Source organism: Streptomyces sp. NPDC056161, assembly GCF_042268025.1.
Classification (GTDB): domain Bacteria; phylum Actinomycetota; class Actinomycetes; order Streptomycetales; family Streptomycetaceae; genus Streptomyces.
In genome coordinates, this window is record NZ_JBHJUV010000032.1 from 92694 (window position 1) to 112565 (window position 19872).

At 71.8% G+C, this 19872-nt stretch carries 13 protein-coding genes; 9 read left to right on the forward strand and 4 right to left on the reverse strand.

Features of this window, described 5'->3' with window-relative positions:
- Window positions 1–43: 43 nt before the first annotated feature.
- From ACFC09_RS27445 to ACFC09_RS27460, 4 genes are all read left to right on the forward strand, one after another.
- Window positions 44–1570 (forward strand): NCS1 family nucleobase:cation symporter-1, encoded by a 1527-nt coding sequence (locus ACFC09_RS27445; protein WP_376532998.1) that lies wholly within the window; start codon window positions 44–46, stop codon window positions 1568–1570.
- A gap of 206 nt (window positions 1571–1776) precedes the next feature.
- The gene (ccrA, locus tag ACFC09_RS27450) at window positions 1777–3108 is read left to right on the forward strand and encodes a crotonyl-CoA carboxylase/reductase (protein WP_376532999.1); all 1332 of its coding nucleotides are present in this window, start codon (window positions 1777–1779) and stop codon (window positions 3106–3108) included.
- 1 nt (window position 3109) lies between these two features.
- The gene (locus ACFC09_RS27455) at window positions 3110–4108 is read left to right on the forward strand and encodes a 3-oxoacyl-ACP synthase III family protein (protein ID WP_376533000.1); all 999 of its coding nucleotides are present in this window, start codon (window positions 3110–3112) and stop codon (window positions 4106–4108) included.
- Complete coding sequence (locus tag ACFC09_RS27460) at window positions 4105–4992, forward strand: 3-hydroxybutyryl-CoA dehydrogenase (protein ID WP_376533001.1); 888 nt, start codon at window positions 4105–4107, stop codon at window positions 4990–4992. The genes ACFC09_RS27455 and ACFC09_RS27460 overlap by 4 nt, the downstream gene beginning before the upstream one ends.
- A 303-nt stretch (window positions 4993–5295) precedes the next feature.
- Here ACFC09_RS27460 and ACFC09_RS27465 read toward each other — a convergent pair whose 3' ends face one another.
- Entirely contained in the window at window positions 5296–7974 is a 2679-nt protein-coding gene (locus tag ACFC09_RS27465; RefSeq protein ID WP_376533002.1) for a BTAD domain-containing putative transcriptional regulator, read from the reverse strand.
- A 234-nt stretch (window positions 7975–8208) separates the two neighbouring features.
- The gene (locus tag ACFC09_RS27470; protein ID WP_376533003.1) at window positions 8209–9096 is read right to left on the reverse strand and encodes an ROK family protein; all 888 of its coding nucleotides are present in this window, start codon (window positions 9094–9096) and stop codon (window positions 8209–8211) included.
- Between the two features lie 295 nt (window positions 9097–9391).
- Between ACFC09_RS27470 and ACFC09_RS27475 the strand changes: the two genes are divergently transcribed.
- Window positions 9392–10813, forward strand: coding sequence for an FAD-binding oxidoreductase (locus ACFC09_RS27475; RefSeq protein WP_376533004.1), 1422 nt, complete (start codon window positions 9392–9394; stop codon window positions 10811–10813).
- 64 nt (window positions 10814–10877) lie between these two features.
- On the opposite strand, the gene ACFC09_RS27480 is transcribed toward ACFC09_RS27475, so the two are convergent.
- The gene (locus ACFC09_RS27480; protein WP_376533005.1) at window positions 10878–11312 is read right to left on the reverse strand and encodes a type II 3-dehydroquinate dehydratase; all 435 of its coding nucleotides are present in this window, start codon (window positions 11310–11312) and stop codon (window positions 10878–10880) included.
- A gap of 265 nt (window positions 11313–11577) precedes the next feature.
- On the opposite strand from ACFC09_RS27480, the gene ACFC09_RS27485 reads away from it, so the two are divergent.
- Genes ACFC09_RS27485 through ACFC09_RS27495 form a run of 3 tightly spaced genes read left to right on the forward strand, consistent with a single transcriptional unit; the run spans window position 11578 to window position 14617 of the window.
- Window positions 11578–12744 carry a DegT/DnrJ/EryC1/StrS family aminotransferase gene (locus ACFC09_RS27485; protein WP_376533006.1) on the forward strand — a complete coding sequence of 389 codons (1167 nt, stop codon included), beginning with the start codon at window positions 11578–11580 and terminating at the stop codon, window positions 12742–12744.
- Window positions 12741–13880 carry a Gfo/Idh/MocA family protein gene (locus ACFC09_RS27490; RefSeq protein WP_376533007.1) on the forward strand — a complete coding sequence of 380 codons (1140 nt, stop codon included), beginning with the start codon at window positions 12741–12743 and terminating at the stop codon, window positions 13878–13880. The genes ACFC09_RS27485 and ACFC09_RS27490 overlap by 4 nt, the downstream gene beginning before the upstream one ends.
- Before the next feature lie 38 nt (window positions 13881–13918).
- Window positions 13919–14617 carry an HAD-IA family hydrolase gene (locus tag ACFC09_RS27495; RefSeq protein ID WP_376533008.1) on the forward strand — a complete coding sequence of 233 codons (699 nt, stop codon included), beginning with the start codon at window positions 13919–13921 and terminating at the stop codon, window positions 14615–14617.
- A gap of 87 nt (window positions 14618–14704) precedes the next feature.
- Here ACFC09_RS27495 and ACFC09_RS27500 read toward each other — a convergent pair whose 3' ends face one another.
- Window positions 14705–15556: a lantibiotic dehydratase C-terminal domain-containing protein gene (locus tag ACFC09_RS27500; protein WP_376533009.1), complete on the reverse strand. Its 852-nt coding sequence runs from the start codon at window positions 15554–15556 to the stop codon at window positions 14705–14707.
- A gap of 236 nt (window positions 15557–15792) precedes the next feature.
- On the opposite strand from ACFC09_RS27500, the gene ACFC09_RS27505 reads away from it, so the two are divergent.
- A partial coding sequence (locus ACFC09_RS27505) for a beta-ketoacyl synthase N-terminal-like domain-containing protein (protein ID WP_376533010.1) occupies window positions 15793–19872 on the forward strand: 4080 nt, incomplete at its 3' end.

Here is a 19872-nt window from a genome sequence, read left to right on the forward strand (position 1 = left end):
CAGGGCCACCTTCCCCCGTCCCCCTCCGTAGAACGGAGTGCCCATGACCGACACCGCTCCGCCCCCCGCCATACCCTCGGGCGCCGTCGAGCTGACCGCCGACACCTACCCGGCCGGGAGCCGTTACGCCAACGACGACCTGCGCCCGGTCCCGCTCGCCGAACGCCGCTGGACCACCTACAACTTCGTGGCCCTGTGGATCGGCATGGCCCACTGCATCCCGTCCTGGACGCTCGCCTCAGGGCTCGTCGCCCTGGGCATGGACTGGAAGCAGGCGGTACTCACCATCGCCCTGGCGAACGTGATCGTGCTGCTGCCGATGCTGCTGACCGGCCATGCGGGCCCGAAGTACGGCATACCCTTCCCGGTCCTGGCCCGCGCCAGCTTCGGCGTACGGGGCGCGAACCTGCCGGCCGTCGTGCGCGCGGCGGTGGCGTGCTGCTGGTTCGGCATCCAGACGTGGATCGGCGGCCAGGGCATCTTCGTGCTGCTGGGCAAGATCTTCGGTGGCTGGGCGGACGCCGCGAAGGTCGGCGGCTACCCGTGGACGCTGTGGCTGTGCTTCGTCGTCTTCTGGCTGATCGAACTGGCCATCATCTACCGGGGGATGGACACCCTGCGCCGCTTCGAGAACTGGGCGGCGCCGTTCGTACTGGTCGGTGCGGTGGTGCTGCTGATCTGGATCGCGCACAAGGCGGGCGGCTTCGGCCCGCTGCTGCACGAGCGGTCGACGCTCGGCTGGGGCGCGGGCTTCTGGAAGGTCTTCTTCCCGGGTCTGATGGGGATGATCGGTTTCTGGTCGACGCTGTCGCTGAACATCCCGGACTTCACCCGGTTCGGCAAGGGGCAGCGGGCCCAGATGTGGGGCCAGACGCTGGGCCTGCCGACCACGATGACGCTGTTCGCGCTGATGTCGGTGCTGGTCACGGCCGGTTCGCAGCAGGTGTACGGGGTGGCGATCTGGGACCCGGTGGAGCTGGCCGGCAAGACGGACAACGTCTTCGGGCTGCTGTTCGCGCTGATCACGGTGTTCGTGGCGACGATCTCGGTGAACGTCGCGGCGAACGTCGTCTCCCCCGCGTACGACCTGTCGCACCTGGCGCCCAAACTGATCAGCTTCCGTACCGGCGCCATCATCACGGGCATCGTGGGCGTACTGGTCATGCCGTGGAAGCTGACGTCGACGCCCGAGCTGTACATCTTCACCTGGCTCGGGGTGGTCGGCGGGCTGCTCGGCACGGTCGCCGGGATCCTGATCGCCGACTACTGGATCGTGCGCCGGACCGTGCTGCACCTGGCCGACCTGTACGTCGCCGGGGGCCGGTACTGGTACGCGGCGGGATGGAACTGGCGGGCCGTCGTCGCCTTCGTGACCGGCGGGGTGCTGGCCGTCGGCGGGTCGTACTCCACGCTGGACGGGAAGGGGAAGAAGGCCGGGCCGTTCCCGGTCGACGGGATCATTCCGTTCCTCAGGCCGCTCGCCGATTACGGGTGGGCCGTCGGGCTCGCGGCCTCCCTCATCGTGTATGTCGCGCTGATGGCGGGCAAGCAGCGAGACATGACGATGTGACGGAGAACCGAACCTTCCCGCCACTCGGTTCGGTTTTGTTCGGCCGTTCGGAACCCCCCGCGGCCGTATACCTTTTCCCCGCATTGGAGAGGGCGGATAGGGGGCTAGTAAGGGTAGGCGGCACGTAACGGGTCCCGTAGCGTGTTGCTGGCTCGGGCGGTGGCCTCTGATTCCGTCGGCGCGTTCTTCATGGTGGAGGGGAAGACATGGATTCTTTGGCCGAGGCGCTGTATGCGAATGCCGGCCCGGCAGAACTGGAGCGCGCGCCACTGCCCGAAGAATATCTGGCCGCCCATCTGCGCGCGGCGGATGTCGGGATGTTCGACGACGTCGCCGACAAAGACGTCCGTAAGTCGATACACGTCGACCGGGTACCCATGCCGGACATCGCGCCGGACGAAGTCGTCGTGGCGGTGATGGCCAGTTCCATCAACTACAACACGGTCTGGTCGGCGACCTTCGAACCGGTGCCGACCTTCGACTTCCTCGAACGCAACGCCCGCCAGGGAGGGTTCGCGGCCCGTCATGACCTGCCGCACCACGTGGTGGGCTCGGACGCGGCCGGCGTCGTGGTACGGGTCGGCGCGGGCGTACGCCGCTGGCGGGTCGGCGACCACGTCGTGGTGAGCTGCGTCCAGGTCGACGAGGAGGAGCCGGCCACCCACGCCGACGCCATGCTCGGCGCCCAGCAGCGGATCTGGGGCTTCGAGACGAACTTCGGCGGGCTCGCCCACTACGCGGTGGCGCGGGCGAGCCAACTGCTCCCGAAGCCGGCCCATTTGACCTGGGAGGAGGCGGCCGGGATCCTGCTCACCGCCGCCACCTCCTACCGCATGCTGGTCAGCGACCGTGGAGCGCGCGTCAAGCAGGGCGACATCGTCCTCATCTGGGGTGCCACCGGCGGCCTGGGCGCGTTCGCCGTGCAGATGGTGAAGAACGGCGGCGGCATCCCGATCGGCGTGGTCGGCTCCGAACACCGGGCCCGGGTACTGCGCAGGCTCGGCTGCGACGTGGTCATCAACCGGAACGACATCGGTCTCGGCGACGACGTCCCGCGCACCCCGGAAAACACCATCGAACTCGGCAAACGACTGGGCCGCGAGATACGCAGGCAGGTGGGCGAGGATCCGCACATCGTCTTCGACTACATAGGCCGGGCCACATTCGGAATATCCGTCTTCGTCGTGCGCAAGGGCGGTGCCGTGGTGACCTGTGGATCCAGCACCGGATTCAACCACCAATTCGACAACCGCTATCTCTGGATGAACCTGAAAAGAATCATCGGCAGCCACGCCGCGAATCTCCAGGAACAGGCGGAATGCATTCGGCTGTTCCAGCTCGGACATCTTGTGCCGACCCTTTCCAAGGTTTATCCGTTGACCGAGGTCGCCGAGGCGACGCGCCTGGTGCAGCAGAACCGCCACATCGGAAAAGTCGGCGTGCTGTGTCTGGCACCTGAGGAGGGTCTGGGCGTGACCGACCCCGAAATGCGCGCCCGGCTCGGCGTGCGGCGGATCAATCCGCTGCGGGAGGACTGAGATGGCGAGGGCACGCACCGGTATCCTCTCGACCGGGTCGTACGTGCCGAAGAACGAGGTCGGCAACGACGAAGTGGCCGGGCGGGTCGGCGTCACCCCGGACTGGATCGAGCGCAAGACCCAGATCCGCTCCCGGCGCTACGCCGCCCCGCACGAGGCGACCTCCGACCTGGCCGTCCGGGCGGGCGCCGCCGCCCTCGCCCAGGCAGGGCTGACCGCGGACCGGCTCGACTACATCATCGTCGCGACCTCCACCGGTGACTTCCCGCAGCCGCCCACCTCCTGCCTGGTCCAGGACGGACTGGACGCCCGGTCGGCCGCCTGCTTCGACATCAACGCCGTATGCAGCGGCTTCGTCTACGCGCTCGCGCTCGCGGACAGCCTGGTCACGGTCCGGCCCGACGCCCTGGCCCTCGTCATCGGCGCCGACGTCTACTCCCGGATCCTCGATTTCGACGACCGCAGGACCGCCGTGCTGTTCGCCGACGGAGCGGGCGCCGCGATCGTCGGCGCGGTACCGGCCCCGTACGGGATCGTCGGTGTCGAACTCGCCAGCCGAGGCGACGCCCACCAGCTCATCCGGGTCGAGGCCGGCGGCAGCCGCACCCCGGCGTCCGCCGAGACCGTCGCGACGGGCGGGCACTTCTTCCGGATGGACGGCCGCGGCGTCCGCGACTTCGTCGCCGACCAGGTGCCGCGGGCCTTGTCCGGACTGGCGGAACGCGTCGGCGTGCCGCTCGACCAGGTGCGGCACTTCGTCCCGCACCAGGCCAACGGGGTCATGCTGGACGACCTCGTGGTCCGCGCCGGACTCGGCAACGCGACCACGCACCGCACCCTGCACAAGTACGGGAACATGGGCAGCGCCTCCGTGCCCGTCGCGCTCGACGAGGCCAACCGGGACGGGGCGCTCCACCCGGGTGACCTCGTGCTGCTCACCGGGTTCGGGGGCGGCATGTCGATCGGAGCGTCACTGCTGACCTGGGGAGCCGCCGCATGACCGGCACGAGCAGCGACCGGCACGAGGAGACCGTCAGCCGGATCGGAGTCGTCGGCAGCGGCGTCATGGGCATGGGCATCGCCCAGGTGTGCGCCGCCGCCGGACTCGACGTCGTCGTCACCGTCTCCTCCGACGCCTCGCTGGAGTCGGGCCCCGGACGGCTGACCGCCGTACTCGACCGCGCCGTCGCCAAGGGGAAGATCAGCGAGGAGGCGCGTCAGACGACGCTCGACCGGGTCCGGTTCACCCGCGACCTGGGCGAACTCGCCGACCGTCAGCTGGTGATCGAGGCGGTGACGGAGAACGAAGCCGTCAAACGCGAGCTGTTCACCACCCTGGACAAGATCGTGCGGAGCCCGGAGGCCCTGCTCGCGTCCAACACCTCGTCCATCCCCATCGTGCGGCTGGCCCGAGCCACCGAGCGACCGGACCACGTGGTCGGGATACATTTCTTCAACCCGGCTCCGGTGCTGCCGCTGGTCGAGATCATCCCCTCGGTGCTGACGGCGGACCCGGTCGCGCGGCGGGCCACCCGGTTCGTCACCGACGTACTCGGGAAACAGCCGGTCAACGCCCCCGACCGGGCCGGCTTCATCGTCAACGCGCTGCTGTTCCCCTACCTGCTGTCCGCCATCAGGATGCTCGACGCCGGACTGGCCACCGCCGAGGTGATCGACCAGAGCATGGTCCAGGGCTGCTCGCACCCGCTCGGCCCGCTGCGCCTCGCCGACCTGATCGGACTCGACACCACGGTCTCGATCGCCGAGGCCATGTACGAGGAGTTCAAGGAACCCCTGTACGCGCCGCCCGCCCTGCTGCTGCGGATGGTCGAAGGCGGCCTCCTCGGCCGCAAGTCCGGCCAGGGCTTCTACGCGTACGCCTGACACGAGCCGCTCAAGGCCGTGCACCGTCCGACGCAACGGCACGGCACTGCCCAGGCCGGGCCGTGCCGTGCCGAGCCCGTCGGACGACCGCGATCGGACGACCGCGATCGGACGACCGCGATCGGACGACCGCGATCGGACGACCGCGAGGGGATGACCACGATCGGACGATCGCTGGGGGACGACCCCCAGCGGGCCCCCGCGACCGGCGACCGGCGACCGGCGACCGTGACCGCGTCCTGGCCGGTCGCGTATTTCCCCGCGCCCTTCCGGGGCGTCCGCCGCGCGGCGGACGCGGCCCGCTCAGTACGCGCTCGCGCTGCCGTTCGGTACCCCCGTGGACCTGCGGCCCGGTCGGCCCGTGGGCCCGGCGGGACGATGGGCCGTCACCTCGTTGAGCCAGTCGTCGGCGAGATGACGTTTCACCGCCCGGGTGGTGCGCGGCAGTTGGGAGTACGCGACCTCGCGCACCAGCAGCTGCCGGAACGCGTATTCGACCTCACCCGGGATCGCGGTCCGCCGGCGCCGGTGCAGGAAGTGCCTGCGCTCCAGGTGCGCGAGATGGCGGGCCACCTCCTCCCGGTCGCGGTCGCCGAGCGCGGCCACCGCCCCCACCCACACGGTGTCGCCGAGCACCGAGGCGTCCAGCAGTACGGCCTTCTGCACCGGCAGCAGCGTGTCGAGCCGGGCCGCTATCACCGTCTGCACCACGTCGGGCAGCGGCACCAGTTCCGTACCGATGTCCGCGCTCAGCGCCTGGACGTACTCCTTGGCGAACAGCGGGTTGCCGCCCACCCGGGCGATCAGCTCCGCGTCCGCCGTGCTGCCGAGACCGCTCATCAGCCGTGCGATCACCTGGTCCGGCAGCGGATCCAGGGTCATGACCACGGAGTCCCGTTTGCCGCAGGTCCACCGCGGACGTGCCTGGAGCAACTCGGGCCGGGCCGTGGCCAGTAGCATCAGCGGCACCGGCGCCAACTGCTCCACGAACTCCGAGACGGCGTCCATCAACTCCTCCGCCGCCAGGTGCATGTCCTCCAGGACCACCAGCAGCGGCCGCCGCGCGGCGATCTCCTCGACGAGCTGCCGCCAGGCCCGGAAGAACCGCCGGAACGCGTCCGGGGCGAGCGGATCGCCGCCCTGGCGCCTCGACAGACAGGGGCGCACCGCGCACAGCAGTTCGGTGCCCGTCGCGCCGTCGCCGACCAGGTCCTGCACCATCTGTTCCAGCTTGCGGTCCGCGACGCCGGGACTGTCGCCGGGCTCGATCCCCGCGTACGTCCGGATCACCGACACCAGCGGCGCCGCCGAGGTGCCTTCGCCGAAGGACGAGACACGGCCGCTGAGCACGGTGGGCGCGATGCGCGGGACGTCGGGACGGTGCGTGCCCGGCCCGGCTGCGCGCGTACGCAGGAACTCGGCGACGAGCCTGCTCTTGCCCAGGCCCGGTTCCCCGATCACCGTCACCAGATGCGGCCGTTGCCGGCGCAGCATGTCCCCGAGCAGCCCGCTCAGGACCTCGATCTCGCGCTCCCGGCCGAGGAACGGCGAGGCCGGCTCGGCCGGCGCACCGCGCGGCGCGGGGCTCCCCAGCCCCCAGGTGTCCCCGCCGCCGGCGCAGGCTTCGCCGACGATCCGCACCGTGCACTCGCAGACCTTCAGCTCGCCCGGCTCGGCGGAGTCCAGCAACCGCTGGCAGCGGTCGAGGACCTGGCCGGTCACCTCCGTGGGCTCGGTGTGGTTCTCCGACTCGAAGGTGACGATCATCTCGCCGGTGGAGACGGCCAGCCGGCAGACGCACGGTGCCTGGGCCACCCGGTCCCGGATCGCGAGGGCGGCGCGCACGGCACGCTCCGGATCGTTCTCGTGCAACTGCGGTACGCCGAACAGAGCGAGCCAGGTGCCGCCCACGGCGGAGCGCAGTATCCCGCCGAACCGCTGCACCTCGCTGCGAACGACCCAGGTCAGCGCCTTGTGCACGGCGTCCGCCTGCTCGGGGTCCTCGGGCCCCGCGAGCTGGGGGCGTTGCGCGCGCATCAACAGCACCGATACCCGCTTGCGTTCGATCATCACGGGCATCCGGGCGACGGGTTCGAGCGTGCCGAAGTGGCCGGGGACCGACGGCGTGACGAGTCTGTGCGACGTCCTGGCGGCCCGGGGCGGACCGTCCGACGGTTCCGCGGCCCGCGGATAGGAGCTGAGCAGCCGCAGGTTGGAGGGAGCGGGGACCGACTCGTCCACGGGGTGGCCGCCGGGCAGGGCGAGTTCCGGGGCGTGGGTCAGTATGGCCCGCTCCATGTCGAGGAGTTCGGGACCCGGGTCGAGCCCGAACTCGTCGGCCAGCGCCGCCCGGGTGCGCTGGTAGGCGGCGAGCGCTTCGGGCTGCCGGCCGCACCGGTACAGCGCCAGCATCAGCTGGCCGCTCAGCCGCTCCCGTACGGGGGTGCAGGAGGAGGCGCGCTCCAGCTCGCCCACCAGGTCCCAGTGCTTGCCGAGCGCCAGCTCCGCCTCGGCGCAGTCCTCCAGGGCGGTCAGCCGCTCGTTGCGGACGACTTCCTGTTCGGGCCAGGCGATGCCCGCCTCCGTCAGGTCCGCGAGGACCGGGCCGTGCCACAGGGCGAGGGCCTTGCGCAACGCCGTGGAGGCGGCCTGCCACTCCTCGGCCGCGAGATGCCGGCGCCCCTGGTCGGCGAGGATCTGGAACATCGACAGATCGACATGCCGTGGATTGACCGTGAGCAGATAGCCGGGCGAGCGGGTCTGGAGCGAGACGTCGGGGGCGGTGGCGAGGATCCGGCGCAGCCCGGCGACCGCGTTCTGCACCATCTTGCGACAGGTACGGGGGGCGTCGTGGCCCCAGACGGCACGGATGATGCTGCTGGTGGCGACTACCTTGTTGGCGTTGAGAAGCAGGTAGCCCAGAACGGCCCGTTGGTTGAGCCCGCCCAGTTGGACAGGCCCGTCGACGCCCGTGATCTCCATCGGGCCTAGGATCTGGAACCGCACAGCAACCCCCGTCCACTCGTTCCGCAGTGGATTCAGGTGAGTAGTCGACTCGGTCCGAATCCGGATGAACGGCCTCATCGCCGCTCCCGGTGAAGCCGAGACAATCAGACAGCACCGTACCTCTGTCAACATCCCTTCGGACCGGGGGCTTGACAGACGGCCTGAAATCGCCCCCCGCCGAGTCCGCGTGACGCCGGTGCGTGCCGTCCGCTACCCCTCGCGGGCCAGCAGCAGTGCCCCGTACAGCGAGGAGAGGCCGCCCAGGGCGGCGCCTGTGATCACCGGGCGCGGCCCGCCCGGACGGGCCAGCTCCGCCGCGCGGGCGGCCACCTCGGGGACCAGGCCGGGCAGACCGTCGGCGAACCCCCCGCCGATCACCACGAGTTCGGGGTGGGCCAGTTCCGCCAGGCTCACCACCGCCGCGGCCAGCGCCGAGCAGGTCTCGCGCAGCGCGGCCGCCGCCCAGGGCCACCGCCCCGCCACGGCCTCCCGCAGATCCGCGAATCCCACCTCCCGGCCGACGAGTCCGGCGGCCCGGCCGAGGGTGGCGGGCCCGGACGCGAGCGCCTGTAGACAACCGAGTCGTCCGCACGCGCACCTTGGCCCGAATCGATCGACCGTCATGTGACCGATTTCGCATGAGCCCACGGCGGGTCCCGGGAACGGACGACCGTCGTGCACGATGCCCCCGCCGATCCCGGTGCCCACCCCGAGGTAGACCACGTTCCGGCAGCCCGCCGCGTCCGCCTCGGCGAGCGCCGCGAGGTCGCCGTCGTCCGCCATCCGGACCGCCGTGCCCGGGAACAACGCGTCGAACGCGCCCCGCAGATCGAGGCCCTGCCAGGCCGGCCGCCCCGGCCAGGCCGAGACCCGCCCCGCCTCGTCCACCGTGGCGGGCATGGCGATCCCCACCGAGGCGACCGGCCGCCGCCACCGGCGGAGCAACGCGTCCGTGTGCCGGCGCAGTTCGGCGACGTCCGCGTCGGCGGACGGCGCGCGCTGCGGCCAGCGGAAGACCGACTCCGCCGGATCCTGCCCGTCCGCTTCCAGTCGCAGCGCCACCTTGGTGCCCCCGACGTCGATCCCCAGATAGCCCATGGCCCCCTCCGCCGCCCGCACAGCCGGACGGTCCGGCCTCGCGACGGCTGCAGGATAAGTCGCCCCCGAAGCCGCAGGTTGGCTGTTCACGGCAGTGTCCTCGCAGGTCAGGGGAGGCATAGGGGTTCCAGTCGGGATGCCTTGGTTCATAGCTTCGAACCGTCCTGCAGAGCGAGCAGAGAGGCAGCAACGCGTGATCACCCGACGATCAGTTCTCCAGCTGGGCGGTGCTCTGGCAGTGGCCGGCAGCATGGGCGCGGCGCCCGCCGCGGCCGGACGCAGGAGTTCCACTGCCGTGCCCTGGGACCAGCTCCGCGCCCAGTTGCAGGGCGATGTCGTCCTGCCCGCGGACAGCGGCTACGACGTCGCCAAGCAACTGGCCGTCGCCGAGTACGACGCGATCCACCCGCAGGGCATCGCCTACTGCGAGACCCCCGGCGACGTGGCCACCGCCGTGCGGTTCGCCCAGGACAACGCGATACCGGCCCGCACCCGCAGCGGCGGCCACAACTTCGCCGGCTGGTCCACCGGCGAGGGCATCGTCATCGACGTGTCCCGGATCAAGCACGTCCAGGTCACCGGCTCCACCGTCCGGGTCGGCCCCGGCGCGATGTCGGTCGAGGCGCTGGCCGCGCTCAAGCCGTACAACAAGCAGATCGTCACCGGCACCTGTCCGACGGTCTGTCCCGGCGGGTTTCTGACCGGCGGCGGCATCGGGTACCAGACCGCCAAGTTCGGGCTGGGCAGCGACCGGCTGGTGTCCGCCCGTGCCGTGCTCGCCGACGGCAGCCTGGTGACCGCGTCCGCCACCCGGGAGCCCGACCTCTACTGGGCGCTGCGCGGCGGTGGCGGCGGCAACTTCGGCATCCTGGTCGACTTCGAGGTGCGGCCGATCGACCAGCCGCGCGGCGTCTACTTCGCCACGACCTGGCCCTGGGACAAGGCGAAGGACCTGCTTGAGGCATGGCAGCAGTGGAGCCTGGCCGACGCGGGCAACCTGGGCTCCTCGCTGGGCGTCCTCCTGCCCGACGCGGCGCCGGGCACCACGCCGATGGTCACGCTCAACGGAGGCTACTGGGGCGCCCAGGCGGATCTTGAGGCCGGCCTCGCCGCCCTGGTGTCCGCGACCGGCGCCCAGCCGCTGAGCCGGTCCGTCACGGAACTGCCGTACGACGAGGTGATGATGCACGTCTACGGCTGCGACCAGATCACCGTGAAGCAGTGCCACCGCGTCGGACAGAACGACGAGGGCACCATCCCGCGCGGCGGCGCCCTGCGCGAACGGCACCGGCTGTTCGCCAAGCCGCTCACGGGTTCGGCCCTCGCGGCCACCCTGGCCGCCTTCGACGCCGACCGGTACGCCGGCCACACCCGCTTCCTCGGCTTCAACCACCTCGGCGGCGCCGCGACCCAGCCCGGCCGCACCGACACGGCCTTCTGGCACCGCGACACCCAGTTCCTCGTCGGCATCGGGGCCGCCCTGCCCAGCCCCACCCCGTCCGCCGAGGACGAGGCGGTCACCCGGACCTGGGTCGACCGCGGCTACGGCATCATCGACCCGCTGTCCACGGGCCACTCGTACATCAACTTCCCCGACGAGCGGCTGACGGACTGGCAACAGGCGTACTACGGCGGCAACTACGACCGCCTGGTCTGCGTGAAGAACGCCTACGACCCGGACAACTTCTTCAACCACCCGCAGAGCATCGGCAGCTGACGCGGGCCGACGCCACGCGGCCCGGCCCCCTGGGAGAGGGGCCGGGCCACATGGTGTGCGGTGGTCAGGAGGGGACGGTCTCCACCAGGGCGCGGGCCGCCAGACGGTAGCCGAACGAGCCGAGGCCCACGATCACCCCTGCGGCCAGCGGCGCCAGCACCGATTCGTGCCGGAACGTCTCGCGGGCCCACACGTTCGAGATGTGCACCTCCACGAACGGACGCGGATAGGCGGCCAGCGCGTCCCGCAGGCTCCAGCCCGCGATCATCAGCGCACCCGGATTCACCACGGCACCCACGGTGTCCTGACTGTCGTTCACCGCCCGGACGAGTGCGCCCTCCGCATCGTCCTGGACGGAACGCACCTTCCAGCCGCGGGACTCGATTTCCGCGGCAACGGCCTCCTCGATATCGGCCAGCGTATCGGTTCCGTATATCTCCGGTTCCCGGCGGCCGAGAATGCCCAGGTTCGGCCCGTTCAGCAGGAGTACGCTGCTCAAGATTCACCTCGTTCGTAGAGCCGGTCGGCCCGTGTGATCGATGACGGAACGAGCCTATCCAGCGCCTCCGGAACCCTTGCACCTGATCGTTCGCAGAATTCCTGGACAAGGGGGCTGTAGGGGTGAACATAGGGGAGATGACAAGGCTGTTCGGTGTTCGCTAGCGTGCTGGCAGTCGTCCGGTCCCGCAATGGCCCAATTCTGTGCGCCATGGATCCGGATGCTTCCCGGAACGGTTTTCCTCCGATGAAAAGACGGTGAATTGATGAGCGGGAATCCGCTGCAGGCCCCGGAATTCCCCGACTGGCCCCAGTACAGCGACGAGGAGCGGATCGGTCTGATCCGGGCCCTGGAGCAGGGGCAGTGGTGGCGGATGGGCGGCGGCGAAGTCGACTCCTTCGAGCGCGAGTTCGCCGACCACCACGGCTCCGCACACGCCCTGGCCGTCACCAACGGCACCCACGCACTCGAACTCGCACTGCAGGTGCTCGGTGTGGGCCCCGGTACCGAGGTCATCGTGCCGGCCTTCACCTTCATCTCCTCCTCCCAGGCCGCCCAGCGCCTCGGCGCGGTGGCCGTCCCGGTCGACGTCGACCCCGGCACCTACAACATCGACCCCGAGGCCGCGGCCGCCGCCGTCACCTCCCGGACGGCCGCCATCATGCCGGTCCACATGGCCGGGCACTTCGCCGACATGGACGCGCTGGCCAAGCTCTCCGCCGACGCCGGCGTGCCGCTCATCCAGGACGCCGCGCACGCCCACGGCGCCCAGTGGAACGGCAAGAAGGTGGGCGAACTCGGCTCGATCGCCGCGTTCAGCTTCCAGAACGGCAAGCTGATGACCGCCGGCGAGGGCGGCGCCGTGCTCTTCCCCGACGCGGAGTCCCACCAGACCGCCTTCCTGCGGCACAGCTGCGGCAGGCCGCCGACCGACCGTCACTACTTCCACCAGACCTCCGGCTCCAACTTCCGCCTCAACGAGTTCTCCGCGTCCGTACTGCGGGCCCAGCTCCGCCGCCTGGACGAACAGATCACCACCCGGGAGGCACGCTGGCCGCTGCTGGCCGGCCAACTCGCCGCCATCACGGGCGTCGTCCCGCAGAGCCGGGACGACCGCAACGACCGCATTCCGCACTACATGGCCATGTTCCGGGTGCCCGGCATCGGCGAGGAGCGCCGCAACGCCGTCGTCGACGCCCTGGTGGCCCGCGGACTGCCCGCCTTCGCGGCCTTCCGCGCCATCTACCGCACCCCCGGCTTCTGGGAGACCGGCGCACCCAAGGAGAGCGTCGAGGCCATCGCCGCCCGCTGCCCGAACTCCGAGGCCATCAGCGGCGACGCGATCTGGCTGCACCACCGGACCCTGCTCGCGGACGAGGAGCAGGTGGGCCGGATAGCCGGCATCGTCGAGCACGTCCTGGCCACCACATGAGCCCCGTCCGGCCTGCTGTCACGCACTCCGGCCCGCCCCTGCGGGTGGCCGTGGTCGGCCTGGGCTGGGCCGGGCGCACCCTCTGGCTGCCCCGGCTGCGCCGACACCCCGCCTTCGAGGTGACCGCCGTCGTGGATCCCAGCGAACCGGCCCGCGCCGAGGCACTGGCGCAGGTGCCCGGCGCCCGGTCGCTGGCCACCCTCGACGAACTGTCCGCGACGACGGTGGACCTCGCCGTCGTCGCGGTCCCCAACCACCTGCACGCCGAGGTCGCCGCCCGGCTGCTCACCGAGAACACCTCGGTCTTCGTGGAGAAACCCGTCTGCCTGGACTCGGCCGAGGCCGAGCTGCTGGCCCGCGCCGAACGGTCCGCCGACGCGGTCCTGCTGTCCGGCAGCGCCGCCCGCCACCGGGCGGACGTACGGGCCCTGGGCGAACTGGCCGCCGGCCTCGGGCCCGTCCGGCACATCGACGTCTCCTGGGTCCGGGCACGCGGAGTGCCCGACGCGGGGGGCTGGTTCACCCACCGCACCCTCGCCGGCGGCGGCGCCCTGGTCGACCTGGGCTGGCACCTGCTCGACACGGCCATGCCGCTGATCGGCCCGGGAATCGGCTTCGACCAGGTCGTGGGCACCCTCTCCGACGACTTCCTCGGCAGCGCGAGGGCCGGGGCGACGTGGCGGGGCACCCGGCCCGGGGACCCGGCCGTGGACGGCGCGGGCGACGTGGAGGACACCGCACGGGGCTTCCTCGTCGCCGCCAACGGGGTCTCGGTGGCGCTCCGCGCCAGCTGGGCCTCGCACGAGCAGTACGACGTCACCCGCATCACGGTCGAGGGCGCGGCCGGCACCGCCGCACTGCGCTGCACGTTCGGCTTCAGCCCCAACCGGGCGGGCGGCTCCCGGCTGACCCTCACCCGGGACGGCCGTACCGAGCCGGTGCCCGTACCCGACGAGCCCATCGGCGCCGAGTACCTGCGCCAACTGGACGAACTGCCCCGGATGCTGGCCGACCCGGCGGCCCGCGGCCGGGCCGCCACCGAGACCCGGCTGACCATCGGCGCGATCGAACGCCTCTACCACTCGGCCCGACGCGCCGGCCGGCCGGCCGTGCCGGCCGGACAGGGCGCCCCTTGATTCCGCCACCCGGTGGCCGCACGGAGTGAGGAGACCTCATGGAGGACGACAACAACCCTGCCCGGCCCGGCGGCCCGCTGCTCGACGAGCGGCACGGACCCCTGGCCGTGGTGTTCGACATGGACGGCGTCCTCGTGGACAGCTTCGCGGTCATGCGCGAGGCGTTCACGGTGGCGTACGCCGAGGTGGTGGGGGACGGCCCGGCCCCCTTCGACGAGTACAACCGGCATCTCGGGCGCTACTTCCCCGACATCATGCGCATCATGGGGCTGCCCCTGGAGATGGAGGAACCGTTCGTGCGCGAGAGCTACCGGCTCGCCCACGAGGTCACCATGTTCGACGGCATACCGGACCTGCTGGCCGGCCTGCGCGGCCGCGGCGTCGGACTCGCCGTCGCCACCGGCAAGAGCGGTGTGCGGGCCCGGTCGCTGCTGGACCGGCTCGGCATTCTGCCGCTGTTCGACCACGTCATCGGCGGGGACGAGGTACCGCGCGCGAAACCCGCCCCCGACATGGTCCGGCGGGCGCTCGACCTGCTGCACGTGCCGCCCGGCAACGCGCTGATGATCGGCGACGCCGTCACCGACCTGCAGAGCGCCCGCGCCGCCGGCGTGTACGCGGTCGCCGCGCTGTGGGGCGAGACCGTCGAGGCGGACCTGCTCGCCGAACAGCCCGACGCCGTGCTGCGCAGCCCGGCGGAACTGCACGCGCTGCTGCCCCGGGTACCGGTGCACTGACCGGCCGGCCCGGCCGGGCAGCAGCGAGGGGCCCGCTCGTCCTCGACGAGCGGGCCCCTCGCTGCGTTGCCCGTGCGGGCCGGCCGGTCAGACCGGCTGAGGGGTCCGGGCGAGCAGGGCGGAGACGGGCTCGGGCAGCGCCACCCCGGTGCGCAGCGCCGTCCGCAGGGCGTGCGCGGCCAGTGCCTCGTCGGCGACGTCGACCCCCAGCCGCCGATGCGTCAGATGGGCGTGGTCGAACAGCAGGTAACTCACCGGCGCCGACGCCGTGCACCCCTCGACCAGCGAGCGCACCGTGCGCGCGTAACGCTCCCAGTGCCCGGCGTACTCGGCTCCGGCCCAGCGCAGCCCCGCCAGTTGCCGCAGAGCGCGTTCCAGCGCCGACCGGCGCCGTACGGACAGCTCCGCGCGGCGCTGCGCCGGCAGCTCGTTCGACCAGTGCTGCCAGCACTGGAACAGGAACGGGACCCCTTCCTCCGGCGCGAGCAACCCGGTGAGCTGCGCCAGATGCAGAAACGGAACGCTGATACCGGAGACCGATTCCAGCGGCCCGCACGCCGAGCGGGCCCGCAGCAGACCGAGCGTCAGATCGCTGGACGCCGTGGCCAGCCGGGCGGCGAGATCCACCGTGGCGTGATCGAGATATTTCGACATGGGTGGTTCATAGTGGTCAAAGACCACCGAACGGCCGCGTTCCGCGGCGGCCCGGTCCAGGTCCCTCCTGGCGTCCTGGAGAATCCCGGGCCGGGAATACAGCCAGAGCCCGAGGTGCGGACCCGGTCGGCCCTCCAGGGGTTCGAAGTACCAACGTGCGTCGGTGTCCGCGGAACGCACCTGGTCGACCAGTTCGGAAACGAGCGACGGGAATAACGCTCTCTCCGCACCCGGCGCCGAGGCGGGGTGTTCGAGAAGGCGGACGAACAACCAATTGCGCGTCATGGGCCCGAGCCTAGTGTCGGTGTCACTCTCATTCCACGCGCCCCGGACGAAAGACCAGCCGCCCAGGAATTTAGGGATGCCGTAGGGGGTGGCACAGGGGTCATAGGGGCGGAATGCCGATCCAGACTCTTCAGTGGCACGCACGGCCGCGGAGGAAAGCTTCCCGTTCGGCCCGCACCGTTATCGGCCGGGCCCCCGACACATGATGTCTGCCCGCAGACAGAGGATGTGGTGACATGCTGCGCACCGAACTCATTCGGCCACTGCCCGAGCTGCTACGCTCGCACGCCGAAACCCACGGGGACAAGGTCGCCTTCCACGACGCGCGGCGCAGCGTCACGTACGCCGAACTCGAACTGCGCACCCGCCGGATCGCCGGACACCTGGCCGACCTGCGGCTGCAACCCGGCGACCGGGCCGCCATCCTGCTCGGCAACCGGGTGGAGACGGTCGAGAGCTATCTGTCCGTCGTGCGCGCGAGCGCGGTCGGCGTACCGCTCAACCCGCGGGCCACCGACGCCGAACTCGGCTACCTCCTCGACGACAGCGGCGCCCAGGTGATCATCACCGACGAGGCACACGCCCCGCAGCTGGCCCGGCTGGTCGCCGACCGGCCGGGGCTGCGGGTCGTCGTCACCGCCGAGACGGGCATACCGGACGACGCGCCACTCGGCACGGTGTCCTACGAGACCATGGCCGCCACCGAACCCCTCGCCCAGGCCCGTGACGACCTCGGCCTCGACGACATCGCGTGGACCCTCTACACGTCCGGGACCACCGGCCGCCCCAAGGGCGTGATGTCCACCCAGCGCAACTGCCTGTGGTCCGTGGCCGCCTGCTACGTCCCCATCCCCGGGCTGTCCGCCGCGGACCGGGTGGTGTGGCCGCTGCCCCTCTTCCACAGCCTGTCGCACATCGCCTGTGTCCTCGGCGTCACCGCCGTCGGCGCCACCGCCCACATCCTCGACGGCTTCGCCGCGGACGAGGTGCTGGACGCGTTGCGCGCCGACTCCGCCACGTTCCTCGCCGGCGTGCCGACCATGTACCACTATCTCGTCCAGGCCGCCCGCGAGAGCGGCTTCCAGGCACCCGCCCTGCGGATGTGCCTCGTCGGCGGCGCGATCACCACCGCCGAACTGCGCCGCTCCTTCGAGGAGTCCTTCGGCGCACCGCTGCTGGACGCCTACGGCTCCACCGAGACCTGCGGCTCCATCACCATCAACTGGCCGGTCGGCGCCCGCGTCGAAGGCTCCTGCGGGCTGCCCGTGCCCGGACTCGGCGTGCGCCTCGTCGACACCACCACCGGTGTCGACGCCGCGGCCGGGGCCGAGGGCGAGGTGTGGGTGCGCGGCCCCAGCGTCATGGCCGGCTACCACAACCAGCCCGAGGCGACCGCCGACGCCTTCAAGGACGGCTGGTACCGCACCGGTGACCTGGCCCGCCGCGACGCGGACGGCTACTTCGTCATCACCGGCAGGATCAAGGAACTCATCATCCGCGGCGGTGAGAACATCCACCCCGTCGAGGTGGAGGAGGTCCTGCGCACCGTCCCCGGCGTCGCCGACGCCGCCGTGGTCGGCAAACCGCACGACGTGCTCGGCGAGGTACCCGTCGCCTTCCTGGTCGCCGGACCCGAGGGCCTCGACCCCGAACAACTGCTGGCCACCTGCCGGGAACGGCTCTCGTACTACAAGGTCCCCGAGGAGCTGTACGAGATCGACCGCATCCCCCGCACCGCCTCCGGCAAGACCACCCGGCACGTCCTGCTCGACCTGCCCGCCCGGCTGCGTGCCGTCGGGGCCGGGCGCTACGAGTCGCTGTTCCGGCTCGACTGGGTCCCGCTGCCCTCCGTACCGGTACCCAGCGCCCCGGCCCCGGGACGCTGGGCCCTGCTCGGCGCCGACCCCTTCGCGGTCGCCGACGCGCTCCGTGCGGCCGGCCTGCCGGTCGAAGCCGGCACGAGCACGAGCACTAGCACCAACACGAGCACCGGCACTGACACCGACGCGGCGGAGGTCACCCTCCTGTCCTCCGACATACGGCCGTTCGCCACCGCGGGGGACGCCGACCAGGACAGCGGGCAGGCGGCGGACGCCGTACGGACCGCGGTCGACGCGCTCCGGCGCGGCATCGAGGACTGGCTCGCCGCCGACCGCCGGTCCACCGACCGGCTCGTCGTGCTGACGCGCGGCGCGGTCGCCATCGGCGGCGCCGAGGAGAGCCAGGAACCGGGCGGCCTGCCCGCCTGGGGCCTGGTGCGCTCCCTCCAGGCCGAGCACCCCGACCGCCTGATCCTGGTGGACGTCGACACCGCGGACACCTCAGCCGCTGCCCTGCCGGCGGCCGTCGCCTCCGGTGAACCCCAACTCGCCGTCCGCGACGGAGTGTTCCTGCGACCGCGGCTGATCCGGGTGACCGCCGAGGCCGAACCCCAGCCGTCCGACCCCGCGGCCTTCGCGGGCGCCACCCTGGTGACCGGCGCCGACGGAACCGCCGCCGCCACGGTCACCCGCCACCTGGTGACGGCGCACCGCGCCCGCCGACTGCTCCTGCTGAGCCCGCAGGGCACCGCCGACCCCACCGCCGCGGAGCTGGCCGGTGAACTGCGGGCCGCGGGCGCCGAGGTGACCCTCGCCGCCGGCGACCCGGCCGATCCCGACACACTCGCCGCAGCGCTCACCGCGTACGAACACCCGCTCACCGCGGTCGTGCACACGACCGGCGCCGCCCCCACGACCGACCTCGGGCGGGCCGTCGAGGGCGCCCTCAACCTGCACCACCGCACCGCCTCGGCGGCGCTGTCCGCGTTCCTCGTCCTCACCGCGTCCCACGGGCTGCTCGGCACGGTGGGACGCGGCACCGAGGCCGCCGCGGACGCCTTCCTCGACGCCCTGGTACGCCACCGGACCGCCCGTGCCCTGCCCGCGCTGTCCCTCGCGTGGGGCCCCTGGGACAGCAGCGAACTGCCCGCGCCCTCCGGCGTCGGCATGCTGCCGCAGTCGGAGAGCCTGGCCATGTTCGACGCGGCGCTCGCCACCGGCGGCGCGCACCTGGCCGTACTCCACCCCGAGCCGGCGTCCCTCGGCGCCGCCGCCGTGCCGGCCCCGCTGCTGGGCCTCATCGACGCCCAGCCCAGGTCGGCCCGGCCCGACGCCGCCGTCACCACCGATCTCGGCCGCAGGCTCGCCACCCTGTCCAGGTCCGAACAGGACCGCACGCTCCTGGACCTGGTGCGGGCCGCCGCCGCCGAGGTGCATCCGGACGCGACCGCGGTGACCGCGCCCGAACGGGCCTTCAAGGAACTCGGCTTCACCTCCGTGACCGCCGTCGCGCTGCGCAACCGCCTCACCGCCGAGACGGGGCTCGCCCTGCCCGCCACCCTGGCCTTCGACCACCCCACCCCCGCCGCCGTCGCCCGCCAACTGCGGGTGCGCCTGCTCGGCGGCGAGAAGACCACGGTCGCCACCCGCCCGCGTCCCCTCGTATCCGACGAGCCGATCGCGATCGTGGGGATGGCGTGCCGGCTGCCGGGTGGTGTCACCTCGCCGGAGGAGCTGTGGGAGCTGGTGGCCGAGGGGCGGGAGGGTCTGGTGGACTTCCCGGCCGACCGCGGGTGGGACCTGGACAACCTGTTCGACGCGGACCCCGACCGGACGGGCACCTCGTACGTCCGCAAGGGCGGATTCCTGGACGGCGTCGGTGACTTCGACGCCGACCTGTTCGGGATCTCGCCGCGGGAGGCGTTGGCCATGGATCCGCAGCAGCGGTTGCTGCTGGAGGTGTCGTGGGAGGCGCTGGAGCGGGCCGGTCTGGATCCGACCTCGCTCAAGGGCCGGGATGTGGGTGTCTTCTCGGGTGTGATGTACCACGACTACGCGAACAAGCTCGACGAGGTCCCGGAGGGTCTTGAGGGTTTTCTCGGTACGGGCAACTCGGGCAGTGTGGCCTCCGGCCGGGTGTCGTACACGCTGGGGCTCGAAGGTCCCGCGGTCACGGTGGACACCGCCTGCTCCTCCTCGCTCGTGGCGATGCACCTGGCCGCGCAGGCCCTCCACAACGGGGAGTGCTCCCTCGCCCTGGCCGGCGGTGTGGCCGTCATGGCCCAGCCCACCTCGTTCGTGGAGTTCTCGCGGCAGCGGGGGTTGGCGTCTGATGGGCGGTGCAAGGCGTTCGCGGACGCGGCGGACGGTACGGGGTGGGCCGAGGGTGTGGGTGTGGTGTTGTTGGAGCGGTTGTCGGATGCGCGGCGTCATGGGCGTCGGGTGTTGGCGGTGGTGCGTGGTTCGGCGGTGAATCAGGATGGTGCGTCGAACGGG